Origin of the sequence: Peribacillus saganii, from assembly GCF_003429095.1 — a bacterium.
Lineage (GTDB): Bacteria > Bacillota > Bacilli > Bacillales > DSM-1321 > Peribacillus > Peribacillus saganii.
This window is the reverse complement of record NZ_QVTE01000044.1, coordinates 16,815-30,857: the sequence shown is the minus strand read 5'-3', so window position 1 is coordinate 30,857 and position 14,043 is coordinate 16,815. Positions and strand designations below refer to the sequence as shown.

General features: G+C 41.3%; 11 protein-coding genes and 1 riboswitch. Of the genes, 9 read left to right on the top strand and 2 right to left on the bottom strand.

Annotation, left to right across the window (positions count from 1 at the left end):
• Positions 1 to 7: 7 nt before the first annotated feature.
• Complete coding sequence (locus D0469_RS15130; protein ID WP_158553515.1) at positions 8 to 1,252, top strand: efflux RND transporter periplasmic adaptor subunit; 1,245 nt, start codon at positions 8 to 10, stop codon at positions 1,250 to 1,252.
• 130 nt (positions 1,253 to 1,382) lie between these two features.
• Positions 1,383 to 1,525, top strand: a riboswitch (cyclic di-AMP (ydaO/yuaA leader).
• A 120-nt stretch (positions 1,526 to 1,645) separates the two neighbouring features.
• Positions 1,646 to 2,899, top strand: coding sequence for a cation:dicarboxylate symporter family transporter (locus tag D0469_RS15125; RefSeq protein ID WP_117327563.1), 1,254 nt, complete (start codon positions 1,646 to 1,648; stop codon positions 2,897 to 2,899).
• Positions 2,900 to 3,342: 443 nt separating this feature from the next.
• Here D0469_RS15125 and D0469_RS15120 read toward each other — a convergent pair whose 3' ends face one another.
• Positions 3,343 to 3,954: a histidine phosphatase family protein gene (locus D0469_RS15120; RefSeq protein ID WP_117327562.1), complete on the bottom strand. Its 612-nt coding sequence runs from the start codon at positions 3,952 to 3,954 to the stop codon at positions 3,343 to 3,345.
• Positions 3,955 to 4,299: 345 nt separating this feature from the next.
• On the opposite strand from D0469_RS15120, the gene D0469_RS15115 reads away from it, so the two are divergent.
• The 4 genes from D0469_RS15115 (at position 4,300) to D0469_RS15100 (ending at position 8,450) form a co-directional block, all read left to right on the top strand.
• Positions 4,300 to 5,067 carry a hypothetical protein gene (locus D0469_RS15115; protein WP_117327561.1) on the top strand — a complete coding sequence of 256 codons (768 nt, stop codon included), beginning with the start codon at positions 4,300 to 4,302 and terminating at the stop codon, positions 5,065 to 5,067.
• Between the two features lie 302 nt (positions 5,068 to 5,369).
• On the top strand, positions 5,370 to 6,452 hold the full coding sequence (locus D0469_RS15110) for a D-alanine--D-alanine ligase (protein WP_117327560.1): 1,083 nt from the start codon (positions 5,370 to 5,372) through the stop codon (positions 6,450 to 6,452).
• A gap of 181 nt (positions 6,453 to 6,633) precedes the next feature.
• Entirely contained in the window at positions 6,634 to 8,022 is a 1,389-nt protein-coding gene (locus tag D0469_RS15105) for a UDP-N-acetylmuramoyl-tripeptide--D-alanyl-D-alanine ligase (RefSeq protein WP_117327559.1), read from the top strand.
• Between the two features lie 200 nt (positions 8,023 to 8,222).
• Entirely contained in the window at positions 8,223 to 8,450 is a 228-nt protein-coding gene (locus tag D0469_RS15100; RefSeq protein WP_158553513.1) for a hypothetical protein, read from the top strand.
• 115 nt (positions 8,451 to 8,565) lie between these two features.
• Here D0469_RS15100 and D0469_RS15095 read toward each other — a convergent pair whose 3' ends face one another.
• Complete coding sequence (locus tag D0469_RS15095; RefSeq protein ID WP_117327557.1) at positions 8,566 to 9,459, bottom strand: diacylglycerol/lipid kinase family protein; 894 nt, start codon at positions 9,457 to 9,459, stop codon at positions 8,566 to 8,568.
• Between the two features lie 198 nt (positions 9,460 to 9,657).
• Here D0469_RS15095 and D0469_RS15090 point away from each other — a divergent pair, with 198 nt between their 5' ends.
• The 3 genes from D0469_RS15090 (at position 9,658) to uvsE (ending at position 13,989) form a co-directional block, all read left to right on the top strand.
• Entirely contained in the window at positions 9,658 to 10,407 is a 750-nt protein-coding gene (locus tag D0469_RS15090; RefSeq protein WP_117327556.1) for an alpha/beta hydrolase, read from the top strand.
• A gap of 632 nt (positions 10,408 to 11,039) precedes the next feature.
• Positions 11,040 to 12,500 carry a DEAD/DEAH box helicase gene (locus D0469_RS15085; protein ID WP_233523080.1) on the top strand — a complete coding sequence of 487 codons (1,461 nt, stop codon included), beginning with the start codon at positions 11,040 to 11,042 and terminating at the stop codon, positions 12,498 to 12,500.
• 517 nt (positions 12,501 to 13,017) lie between these two features.
• Positions 13,018 to 13,989 carry a UV DNA damage repair endonuclease UvsE gene (gene uvsE / locus D0469_RS15080; RefSeq protein WP_117327555.1) on the top strand — a complete coding sequence of 324 codons (972 nt, stop codon included), beginning with the start codon at positions 13,018 to 13,020 and terminating at the stop codon, positions 13,987 to 13,989.
• Positions 13,990 to 14,043 lie beyond the last annotated feature (54 nt).

The window sequence follows — 14,043 nt, the reverse complement described above, 5'->3', positions numbered from 1 at the left end:
GGGTGGAATGATGAAGAATTGGAAAATAACATCAGTCGTTCTTCCTGCCATTCTCCTGGTTGTTGTCAATATTTATCTCACATTGAGAGAAGACAGTGAGGTCCAGAGAACGGTTTATGTTGAGAAATGGAAGAAGGCTGAACAAGGAAATATTACAGAAAGCTTTAATGCAAAAGCTGTTATAAAGCCTTCTGAAGAGCATTATGTTTATTTCAATGAGGAAGACAAAGATTTTGATCAGTTTCTGGTCCAAGAGGGGGATGCTGTTTCTGCCGGTACGCCGCTTTTTGAATATTCATCCCCTAGGCTTGAAGCGGAAAAAAGAGAGCTTGAGGCAGAAAAGAAAGCTGCGGAGGGTGAGATTACAAGTATTGAGGAACAAATCGACAAATTGGAAAGCTATCAGTTATCAGTTGAGGCAGACCAGCCAATTGCCGATACTGCGGATTTCATGGATACTGCTTTAGCTGAAAATTCAGTTGAAGAAATTATTAGCTCCATTGAGCAGGACATTTATCGCCAGGAATATGAGAGAAGCAGGCTTGAGCAAAAGGTACAGAAATATGAAGCCCAAATCCAAAGCATAGAGGAACAAACCGGGGCCGCGACTATTTCCAGTGAAGTGGATGGAATCGTAAAACAAATCGATAAGGATTTAGGAAACCCAGTTATAGTCATTGCTTCCAATACCCCGGCAGTAGAAGGGTATTTCAATGAGCGGCAAAGAGAAAAAGCAAGCGAAGGCATGGAAATTAAGGTTTCTTCAAATTCATTGAAAAAGAAACTGAACGGATCCATTCAAAAAATCAATCCGTATCCGTTGGAAGATCCTTCTGTAGAAAAAGAAAGCAGCTATCTATTCAGCGGCGTGATAGAGGAAGCTCCTGATCGTCTTTTCAGTGGATCAAAGGTAGATGTCACGGTCATAGTTGATAAAGCGGTGGGAGTACCTGTTATCCCTTCAAAATCCGTTCACAAGAACCAAAAGCAGGAATATGTATACCAACTAACATCTGCAGGGTTGCTGGCCAAGAGGAGCATTACAACAGGCCTTTCCTTTCATGGTGAGCACGAGGTGAAAAAGGGGATAAAGCCTGGAAACACTGTATTGCTTTCAGATGCACCAGGTTCAGTTAAGAAAGCTCCATTTATTACACCTGTAAAATCATTGGATCCTAATTTAAAAACTATGAAAACAATCACTAATCGCGAGAAGTTACGGTATGTTTTGATTGGTGTTCTGGAAAAGTGAACCTCTATAAAGAGGTTCTTTTTTGTGAAATACTATTATGAAAAATTAAATAACTAAAGGATGCATTGATAACTTACTGGAAATCCATTGCTATTTACAATATTATTTTTTTAAGATAATATTAAGTTACCGCACTTTACCGCTTAATCTTTGTAAGAACGGGGGAACCATCTTTGTGGCCGTTAGGCTGCTAGGGGTGAATCCTTTCACGGAAGGGCCAGTTTCCAGGTCCTAACCCGACAGCTAACCCCGTCAGCGTCTTAGGGAACAGTTTGTGCTATATAAGCACAGTTAGACACCCTGCGTGTCTTTTTTTGTGCAAATTAACGATCTTGTATCCCTTGCCAAGACATTTTTCAACGTAGAAAACTAATAAGAAAGGTGAGGATAAGCATGAAAAAAATAGGCTTAGCATGGCAAATATTTATTGGCTTAGTCCTGGGGATTACTGTTGGCGCGATTTTTTATGGTAATCCGCAGGTAGCAGAATATCTGCAGCCAGTTGGCGATATCTTTTTACGGTTAATTAAAATGATCGTTGTCCCTATTGTAATTGCCAGTATCATAGTCGGCGTAGCCGGAGTTGGCGATATGAAGCAGCTCGGCAAAATTGGCGGTAAATCATTATTGTATTTTGAGATTATTACAACCATAGCAATTATTATTGGATTATTGGCAGCGAACATCTTCCAGCCTGGTGCTGGAGTAGAAATGGATGCGCTGAGCAAAACAGACATCAATAGCTATGTGGATAGCGCGGAAACAACAAGCCATTCAATGGCCGAAACTTTTGTGAATATTGTACCTTCTAACCCCATAGCAGCAATTGCTGAAGGAAATATGCTTGCCATCATTTTCTTCTCGATTGTATTCGGATTAGGTATAGCGGCAATCGGTGAAAAAGGAAAGCCTGTTCTTGCGTTCTTCCAGGGAACAGCTGAAGCAATGTTCTATGTAACTAATAAAATTATGATGTTCGCACCAATTGGCGTATTTGCTTTGATTGGGGTAACAGTATCCAAGTTTGGTCTCGAATCACTTATTCCTCTTGGAAAACTTGTAATTGTAGTGTACGCAACAATGGCATTCTTTATCTTCGTCGTATTAGGTGCCATAGCCAAAATGGTTGGCTTTAATATCTTTAAGCTTATTAAAATATTAAAAGATGAACTGATCCTGGCATACTCTACAGCAAGCTCAGAGACGGTGCTTCCTAGGATTATGGAAAAGATGGAAAAGCTCGGCTGTCCAAAACATATCACATCTTTTGTTATTCCGACCGGTTATTCTTTTAACCTGGATGGATCGACATTATACCAAGCTTTGGCGGCGATTTTCATCGCTCAAATGTACGGAATTGATATGAGCATATCTGATCAAATTTCCTTGATGCTTGTTTTAATGGTAACTTCTAAGGGGATTGCCGGCGTTCCTGGCGTTTCGTTTGTTGTTCTTCTTGCAACACTTGGAACAGTTGGACTTCCGGTTGAAGGATTGGCCTTTATTGCGGGTATCGACCGTATTCTCGACATGGCTCGTACAGCTGTAAATGTGGTAGGTAACTCTCTTGCTGCTATCGTTATTTCAAAATGGGAAGGCAAGTTTTCGGGTCAAAATACTCAATTAAAAGGCAGAAAAGCAAGCTGATTTTAACATGTAAAAGGATAGGCGCAGAAGGGATTCTGAAGCCTATCCTTTTTTGTTCGGAAATTATAAGAAGGTAAGAGATGCAGATAACTTGCCGTGTCTATCTTTAGCTCCAGCTTCTGGCAACGTTTTTTTCGCAGGAACCTAATTAAGACCCGAGTACAGGGTATGAACCTACATTCGCACTAAACGTTAGCCTTGTGAGGACATGTTAATGCCAAAGTTGCCATAGGATGTTACGATCATAGCAGTTCTTTCTGTACTCAGGGCGCTCCCGTTTTTGTCCCTGGGTTAATTCCGTATGCCATTATATTGATTAGGGATATAGATCGAATAATATTCTCAGCTTCGTTTTTCTCCTCTAGAATCCGCTTTACATTACTTTCGAAGGTCCGGCATACCGTATCCGGAAACCTTGCTAAACAATGTTTTTTTCTTCCAGATTAATGCTCTACATGTGACATATCTCCTTCAAATACTATCTTGGGCTTTCTGTCTTCGACAATTGCCTTTGTCAGACTCGTATGGCCGAGCGCTTTTTGTTTGAAAAGATGCTCCAGTGGAATTCCATTAATATAAGCAATCAGGATTCTTAGGAAAATCGAGTGGGCGACAACCAGTACAGTGCCTGAAGGGTGATTCTTCATGATTAGCTTCAGTGCGCTTTCTGTCCGTTTCTGTACCTCGGAAAATTGTTCTCCTTGGTCTCTCGTATATAAATGAGGAGTTTCCCAAAAAGATTTATATTCAGCAGGGAATTCTTTCTCGATGTCCTTTATTATTCGGCCCTCCCAGTCACCAAAGCTCATTTCTCTGAATAAGTCATCCTTGATTATTTCCACTTTTCTGTTGGCGGCAATGATTTCTGCGGTGTGATAGGCCCTTTTGCTAGTACTGGTATAAATCGCATCAAAATGGAGATTATTAAGTCTCTTTTCGAGGGCTGCAGCATCCTGAAGACCCTGGGAAGTCAATTCCGCATTCCCCCAGCCCTGCATCCGCCTTTCCAAGTTCCATTCGGTCTGGCCATGGCGTGTTAAGTATATTGTAAGCATTGTAATGGCAGCTCCCTTTCAATAGTTTTGTCCATTATACTATATGATATCAAAAGGTTGGATGCAGCCATTTTAAAGTGGCGGAAACGGTGTATAATAGAGACTAATTCGTTTGTTTAATATAATAATCTTCACAAAGATATATAAAGTTCCATTTATTTACCTTTTTTCTGATAAAATAGTGTCTATACATTCCATAAATATTCAGTTTTTTAACAATTTTAAAATTTTGAAAGAAAACCCGTAACAAATATGAACGAAAAACGTCTTAATATAGTAGTCCTTTTTTACATTTGTTTCCCGGTTGCGAAGCGATTCCTATTCCGGTCCGGAGGTTTATAGACAATGAAATACGGTACCAGAGAAATTCTATACCTGCATCTGCAAGCTTCAGAACGATTTGTCCTTTCCTACGGGATGACTTTTCGTGAGTTTACATATTCACTCAATCACCCGCTTCAAAATATTTTACTACTAAAGGCAAAATCTGAAGACGCGGAGTTTAACATGAATACATTGCTGGATTTTATTCCGCGAGAAAATGTGGCGAAGCTTGTGAAGGATGACATTAATAATTCAGGGGATTTTTGCTGGATAGATTTCGATGAAGAAATTGGACTCGATGAGCTTGATGGTCCTGAAATCGCGGAGCTGCTTTATCTGGGGCATTGTAAAAACCATTTGAATCCGCCATTCTATGGGAAGCTGAATAATCAATTTGTTTATCTGGCCCATGATGATGGGTGGTTCAATAAAGTATATTATCGCTCAATTGATTCCTTTTATGGTATAGTTGGAAATTTATTCACACTGAAGCTGGAATTGCTTAAGCTTGACCGAACATGGCTTGGGATTAGGAAAAAAAATGAGTATACTCAGGTTCCAAGTGATGTGCTGGTGATGCTTTCCCGGCTAATGCAAGAGGGCGCTGTGTTTTCATTTGCAGGGATTCAGCAGAATCGGAACCGATTGGAGATTCCGATTTGGGTTGTTGGTGACTATTTAAATATGGATGATATGCTGGATGCTTTTGATGACATAAAAAAACAGCCAGCTGCCGCAAAGTTAACTTATCAGCGAAAATCACAGGAATGGTCAGTTATTATACTGTAAGATTCAGAAAGAAAACCTTGTTTTTACAGCAAGGTTTTCTTTCTGCTCTTTTTTTGTTGTGGAGCGAGCTGTATAAAACATATATATATAAGGAACTTACTCGATTATCAGAGTAGGAGAACTGCACTTATTTAATGCTGGATTTAGCCACCTTCAGATTACTGCATTAACGGAAGGGTTGTTGCTGCTGTTTTCAGCTTACCTTTCAGTTCTTCGCTTTTTTAATTTGCCAATAGAAAACTTTTTCGTTTTTAATGATAAGTGTTACAATTGATGGGGTAATAAGCAATGGAGGTAATATCATGAAAACAAAATTAGGGCTGCTGTATGGCGGGAAGTCTGCTGAACATAAAGTATCACTGCAAACTGCTTTGGCGGTAATTAAAGCATTAGATTTGGAGAAGTTTGACATACATCCGATATACATAACAGAGGAAGGAACCTGGGTTAATGGGCCGAAATTGGAAGCTTCGGCCGAAAGCGTGAAGGAGCTTGCGTTTTCAGAATCAACAGGTGTATCGGCCGCTATAGGATCAAGCCTATTTCCCGCCGTTAAAGATGAGGAAGGTCAACAAGGTTTGGATGTAATATTTCCGCTGCTCCATGGTCCCAATGGTGAGGATGGAACTGTACAGGGAATGCTCGAGCTGCTAAATCTTCCATATGTGGGCAACGGTGTTCTGGCATCTTCAGCTGGGATGGATAAAGTAATCATGAAAAATATATTTGCCCAGGCAGGTTTGCCGCAAGTCAAATATACGTGGCTTATCCGTTCGGAATGGGAGAAAAATAAGAGTGCAGCCTATAAAAGAGTGGAAGCGGAGTTAGGCTATCCTTGTTTTGTTAAGCCTGCCAATCTAGGGTCAAGCGTTGGGATAAGCAAATGCACAACTCTGGAGGAGCTTGAACTTGCGTTTGAAGAGGCTTTCCAATTCGATAGAAAGATTATTATTGAAGAGGGTGTAATTGCAAGAGAAATAGAAATCGGTGTTTTGGGCAATGATGAACCGCAATGCTCTGTAGCAGGCGAAATCATCCCCAAAAAGGATTTTTATGATTATAAAGCGAAGTACGAAGACGGGAACACAGCGATGGTTATCCCAGCTGAAATTACAGATGAAGAATATAAAACACTGAGTGAAATGTCCGAAAAGGCATTCAAAGCGCTTGATTGCTCAGGATTGGTACGTGCCGATTTCTTCTTAACTAACGAAGGAAAGGTTTATATCAATGAAGTAAATACGATGCCAGGTTTCACTCCATTCAGTATGTTTCCGTTGCTATGGAAGCATACAGGGGTTGAATACCCTCAGCTAATCGAGAGACTGGTTGCTCTTGCACAAGAACGATATCAGGAAAAACAAAAAATTAAACATAGTTTTTAACAGGTAATCCAAAGGGTGTCTAGAAACGGAAATAGACAGGGCAGAAGCTGCATATAGAATGCAGCTTCTGCTTCGTTAGGGTCGTCGGTACGATAAATAATTGTGAGCATCCAGAAACCGCGTTTTATAGACTTGGCCCAAATAGCTATATTGGCGGTAAGCAGAATATAGGAGGATTAACATGATAAAAAGGACATTAGCACAAGTACATGAAATGGCTGGCGGATTAAATGATATAAGCGCTTTTCAGTCAGTGGAGGTAACGGGTGTCTCCATTGATAGCCGAAGCATTGGTGCCGGCAACTTATTTATCCCATTTAAAGGGGAAAATGTTGATGGACATCAATATGTTGAACGGGCAATTTCCCAAGGGGCAGCCGCATCTTTATGGCAGAAGGACGTGCCTAATCCTCCTGCGGGGCAGCCAATTATTTTGGTGGAAAATACATTGCAAGCCTTGCAGCAGCTAGCGAAGAATTACCGCGATCAGCTTTCATTGAAAATTGTTGGCATTACGGGAAGCAACGGAAAAACCACAACAAAGGATATGACTGCTTCTTTACTTGGGACTACTTATAAAGTTCATAAGACAAATGGGAATTTTAATAACCATATCGGTCTGCCGTTGACAATGCTAGGCATGGATGAGGAAACTGAAATTGCCGTATTGGAAATGGGGATGAGCGGCCGCGGAGAAATTGAGCTTCTATCAAAGCTTGCCCGGCCGAATGTGGTAATCATTACAAATATTGGGGAAGCCCATCTGCTAGATCTCGGGTCACGCGAAGGAATTGCGCAGGCGAAGCTCGAAATCATATCAGGACTCCAAGCCGGCGGTACAGTTATTTATCACGGTGATGAACCTTTGCTGAGAGACAAGCTGGAATCTTCTGTTGAAGAACGGCACTTCCAGACAATTTCCTTCGGGAAGGGAGAAAACAATGACATTTATCCTGTAAATATCCAAACCGGTCAGGATCACACTGTTTTTTCTTTGAACGACAACAAAGAGGAGTTTACTATTTCGGTCCTTGGGACACACAATGTATTGAATGCGATCGCTGCTATCGCTGCAGCCAGAACGCTTGATGTAGAAGAAACCAAACTTCAGGACGGGTTAAATAATATCCAATTAACTAGTATGAGAATGGAAATGGTAGAAGGGCTAAATGGGGAGAAAATTATCAACGATGCCTATAATGCAAGCCCGACTTCCATGAAGGCGGCAATTGATTTGGTCGGGGAACTTACTGGATTTGGCAATAAAATTGCAGTGCTTGCGGATATGCTGGAGCTTGGCCCTGAGGAAGAGCAGTTTCATTATAAGCTAGGAGAGGAAATCAATCCTGCCCAAATTAATAAAGTGTTTACGTTTGGGAGACTGGGCCGCCTAATTGCAGAAGGTGCGAAAAATCACTTTTCTGCAGAAAATGTTTTCGCGTTCAATGATAAGGGAGAATTGGTTGAAGAATTGAAAAAGCATGTCTCCTCAGGTGACCTTGTGCTTGTTAAAGGATCTAGGGGGATGAAGCTGGAAGAGGTCGCGCATAAACTCAGCAGCCAATCCTAATCAAGCTGAACGTCCGCGATGGTTAAACATTTATAAAGACTTATTATCGAAGAGGTTTCTCGGTCGTTGCCCAGGAAGTCAGAAACCTGGCACATCAGACGGAAGATGCACTCGATCATATTCAAAGTTAGATTTTGTCTGTCCAGAAAACGATTGAAAAGTTTGAGGAAAGCTTTCAAGTTATCGTGGGAGAGATAAGCTTGTTCGAGAAAATCAACAAAAATATCATTGGAATCCTGGATAACTCGGTGAATAGTGTTAAAATGAGCGATTTTAGAATAGGCAATTTTGGATCAATTTTCGATGACTTAAGAAGAACATTTGAAGAAATTACAAAGGCATCCATCCAAATTGCTGAAATTGCTGAAATAGCTGGGCAGCTTAGCTGCTTAAATAAAGAACTGGCTGATAAATTCAAAGGGGGCTGAGATGCAAGCTGGACCAATTTGTGCCCACTTAGTAAACAAATTAAGCCTGCTCATCGAAGCCCGGCAGGCTTAATTCATAATGATAGCGAAGGTAATTTAAATGAAGAAACCTATATTATTCCCGGAGCGGTGGGACAAAGACGGATAAATGGTTTTTTAGGACTTGGACCTGTATTGGCAAAAGAACTCCCTCATCGCCATCAATATTTACGGCTAACTTTTCAGGTGAGGTGACTGCCAGGCGCGATGTTCTGATATATTCAACTTGGTCATTGTGTTTCAGTTCGCCTTTAAGCAGGCTTGGGATAATTTTAAAAATTTTTTGGAATGAAATCTCTTTAATAATGAAGACGTGGAGTTTTCCGTCATTGACTTCAGCGTTAGGCTCAAGAGATTCAAAGCCCCCTACGGAGTTGGTCAGGGCAGCAACCATTAAATATGCTTTCCCTTCCCAAGCACCGCTATCATGCTCAATTCTGAATTCAAAAGGAGTTTTCCTGATGAGAGCCTTTACTCCTTCAACAAAATAAGCAATTGGACCAAGCTTTGTTTTCTGGTCAGCAGTAACTGTATAGGACGCTTCTGCAATTGCCCCGATCGCTAATACATTCATGAAGTAACCATTATTTATTTTTCCGATATCCACCTCTTTGATAAATTGTTTTGATAATAAATCAATGGCCGCTATAGGTTCTAATGGGATATGGAGTGCGCGGGCAAAATCATTAATGGTGCCGAACGGAATGATTCCCAATGCAGGGACATGCTCCTGCTCACCAAGACCATTTATGGTTTCGCTTATTGTTCCGTCTCCACCCATTGTTATAACAGCTTCATACTTATTCATACATGCTTCCTTTGCAAAGGAAACCGCATCTCCTTCTTTCTGTGTTTCCTTGATGGCCAGCTCATTATAGAAAGGCTGCAAAACCTCTTGTAGATGGGGTAGATATTGACGGGACTTTTCTTTTCCCGAAGATGGATTTATGATAACCATCGCTTTTTTCATAACATATTGCCTCCGGTAAAAAAGTCTATGTACCGAAGTTACCTCTTTTCCTTGTTAATTAAACAAGTATAATTGTCCAGAATATATCCTGATCTCGATTGTTCTAGTTCAATCTGCTTTTTTAGGGCGGATTTTGTTTTTGGCTCTGTGCCATGGGTATAATAATGAATATATAGTAGTTTTAATGGGGGATGAAAGATGAATGGCTGTTTATGTATCCATGGTTTCACAGGCTCCCCTTTTGAAGTTAATCCACTTGCGGAATTTCTGGGTAATCATACAGACTGGAAATTCGTTGTGCCCACATTGCCAGGCCATGGGGAGAACGGTTCTTTAAAAGGAGTCCGATATACAGAATGGGTTGATTGTGCAGAACAGGCCCTTCAATCTCTTTTGGAGGAATGTGAAACGGTCTTTTTAATTGGTTTTTCAATGGGCGGAGTCATCGCTTGCTACCTGGCAGCGAAATATCCTGTGAAAAAGCTGGTGCTTTTGAGTGCGGCTGCAAGGTATATAAACCCCCGCCAGCTTGTTTTTGATTCAATGGAGATGGTAAAAGATGCTTGGAACGGGAAATTAAGGCAGAACGAGCTTTATTTTCGGTATAAGAATAAAATGCTAAAAACGCCGATTACGGCGGCATATCAATTTCGTCTGCTAGTAGCAGCAAACCGCTCGGTATTCCGGGAGATTAGGATCCCTACTTTCATTGCTCAAGGCAAAGATGATGGCATTGTTCCTCCCAAAAGCGCACTTTTTCTATTCGAAAATATCAGCTCTCCTGAAAAGGAGCTCCGGCTAGTAGAAAAGGCAAAACATTTGATTTGCCATTGTGAGGAAAATAAAACGCTTTTTTGCGAAATACTTGAATTTTTGCTTCGGTCTAATGCACAATCCGAACCAGATTGGGAAAAGAATAACCGTAACTTCTTCATAACCCATCAATAGAGTAATCAAATGAATGGGGATTACCAGAGTGGGGAATACTGAAAACAAGTAAGTAGTTTAGATGAAAAGTTTTCCTTTATTGCATTAGGTTTGTTAAAATGGTAACATACTTCATATGGCAAAATTGCCAAAGCTTGATGTTCTCAGAATTTTTCTGGCTCGAGTAGGGATTAATTCAATTCCATCATGTCTTTTGAAAGAGATTTCCGTTACATTTACAGCTTTATAATTTGGATAAATTACTTTCGGATAAAATAGGCCTCGTGTCTTGAATATATAATCTGCTCGTAAGCAGCATTTATTAGACTATAGGAAGTTTGGAAATATTTACTGGGGAAGTGTTTCCCTCAGTTTGTGCAGGGCCTATTTTGTGTATGAAAAAGCTTGGCGCTGGCCAAGTTTTATTTGTGCAGTCAGGTAGTTTAGCCTGGCTACGTTAGGAACTTTGGCGCAGTTGCCCTCAGGCGCTGCATGGCGGTACCATTAAGGGTAACCAAAAGGCTGAAGCTTTTCTCAGATTAAAGGGGCGGCAGTCTCCCGCTGATCAGGTTTCACTTTATTCATAAGGCACATAATGAGAAAGCTTTTTCTAAAGATATACACAATAAAACAATTAAAGGAGTAGGTATAACTTGGCATTATTCAGCGAATTAGGACTTGATAAGTCATCGATGAAATCAATTGAAAAAATGGGATTTGAGGAGGCAACTCCAATACAAGCCCAAACCATTCCGCTTGCACTTGAAGGATCGGATATTATTGGACAGGCACAGACAGGAACTGGAAAAACAGCAGCATTTGGTATTCCGCTAATGGAAAAAATCGATATCAAAGCCGATCACGTTCAGGGTATCGTTATTGCCCCGACACGTGAACTTGCAATTCAGGTTTCGGAAGAGCTATTTAAGCTTGGCTATGGCAAGCGCGCTCGCGTGCTGGCGGTTTATGGCGGACAGGACATTGACCGTCAAATCCGTGCACTAAAGAAGAAACCCCATATTATCGTTGGAACTCCCGGAAGACTCATTGACCATATCAACCGTAAAAACATCCGTTTGGGTGAAGTATCAACAGTTGTTTTGGATGAAGCAGATGAAATGCTCAATATGGGCTTTATTGAGGATATTGAATCTATCCTTTCAAATGTTCCGGAAGAAAGGCAGACACTTCTTTTCTCGGCTACGATGCCTGACCCAATCCGTAAAATTGCTGAAAAGTTCATGAGAGACCCTAAGCTTGTTAAAGTGAAAGCTAAGGAAATGACTGTTTCAAGCATTGAACAATACTATTTAGAGCTTCGTGAAGGTGAAAAGTTTGATACTCTTGCGCGCTTGCTTGATATTCAAACGCCTGAACTTGCGATTGTATTTGGCCGTACAAAGAGAAGGGTTGACGAACTTTCATCAGCATTGAATATCCGGGGCTACATGGCTGAAGGAATTCATGGTGACCTAAGCCAGGCTAAGCGTTTGTCTGTTTTAAAGAAATTTAAAGAAGGCAGCATTGATGTGCTTGTAGCAACAGACGTAGCTGCTCGCGGACTTGATATTTCCGGTGTGACCCACGTTTACAATTTCGATATCCCGCAGGATCCTGAAAGCTACGTTCACCGTATTGGACGTACAGGAAGAGCTGGGAAAAAGGGAATGGCGGTTACTTTTGTAACACCAAGAGAAAGAGGCCAGCTTAATGCGGTTGAAAACACAACCAAGAAACGCATGATTAAAATGAAGGCTCCAACGTTGAGTGAAGCATTGGAAGGACAGCAAAAAGCTGTTACTGACAAAATCATCTCTACTGTGGAACAGGAAGATTTAAGCTTATATACTTCTACCGCTGATGAACTATTACAGAAGTATTCCGCAAGCGACCTGGTAGCATCTGTTCTTAAATTGCTGACAAAAGAGCCGGATAGCACTCCGGTGAAATTGACCGAGGAAGCTCCAATGCCAATGAGAAGAGACCGCAACAGGTCTTCGTCTTCATCCAACCGTCAACGCAATGGACGAAGCACATCTCCTCAGGGGCGTAAGGATTATGGAAACAAGAGAAGCCGGAGTACGGGCCAAAGAAGAGAAAGAACTAGTAAATAATTGGTAAGTTAATATAACGATGTTTTCTGCGAAAAGCCCCTTATGAGTGTGAAAGTACACGCCATAAGGGGCTTTTTCTTTAGCACAGCTATCCGGATCTGGTATCTTCATAGGAAGAAGTTATGATGGGTTTAAGCTAGTACCTGCTGATACAGTGGGAAATGGGCAGTTTAGGCTTTTGCAACCTAGATAAGAAAGTATAACTTTTTCAACAAGTGCTGATGTCTAGCTCCAGCGCCCAGCCCCGACGCACAGGACGTGCTAGTGCCGACGTTGCCACAGGACGTGGCGAACTTAGTCGGCCTCGAGGTCATAAGCCAATCACTTCGGAAGGCAAAAGGCGCCTTCTGTCAGTGCTTGTCTTATGCTTGCCGGACTTGCACAGGACGTGCTGGCGTCGACGTTTGGCACAGGACGTGCCAGAACTTAGTCGACGTTCCTTTTGTCATGGCGCTTCCGCTTTTCTTGCATGAGGTATGTTTTTTTAGGGGAAACTCATAATGAGGAGGCGGGAAAGATGATGTTAGTCCGTCTTGGATATGTGGCAATGAGTATGAATGTGAAAAACAGTTCTCCTTCCCAAACGATGACTTATACGCAATTTTCAAAGCTAAAAGACAGGGAAGCAGCCATTGCCAAATTGGAAAGAATAGCGGCCTCGAATGTAACTAACTGTCTTCGGCTACTGCGGCATAATGCAGTGCACGGCATTGAGTTTTTTCGGCTGAGCTCAAAATTGATTCCTATGGCAAATCACCCGGATCTTCCTGACTGGGATTATATCAAGCCGCTTAAAGACAGCCTTGGCAATATTGCCTCTTATTTAAACGAACATCCGGACATGCGCGTGGATTTTCATCCGGACCACTTTGTTGTGCTGAATACTAAAAATACAGATGCTTTCCAGGTTTCGCTAAAAACATTAAAGATGCATAAAGCCCTTTTAAAAGGAATGGGAATAACACCTGAACACCGCTGTGTTTTACATGTGGGAGGCAGTTATAACGACAAAGAAAAGGCATTGGAGCAATTTATTCATAACTGGGGATTAGTGCCGGTATCTTTGCAAAAGTTAATAATGCTGGAAAATGATGACACGACATTCAATCTTAGAGATACTCTTTATCTTTGTGAAAAGATTGGCATACCCCTAGTATTCGATTACCATCATCATCTTGCAAATTCTGAAGAGGAACCCAGCTGGGAAGAGGATTGGACAAGAGTAGTGGACACTTGGAGGAATTCTCAGCTGCCTATAAAGGTTCACATTTCAAGCCCGAAATCTGAAAAGGAATTTAGGGCCCATGCAGATTTTATTAATGTTAAAAGCTTTATGAAGTTAATAAACGGGATAAAGGGCAGTGTCCCCCAAGTAGATGTAATGATTGAGGCGAAGCATAAGGATAATGCATTATTTGCGTTAATGGAAGATCTCGGGAAGGAACCTGGAGTTGAAATTGTTGGAGGAGCAAGCTTTTATATAACCTAAAAGAAGATAATCCAGACGCCAGCCATGCCTGGCTTTTTTAATTTTATTTTAAAA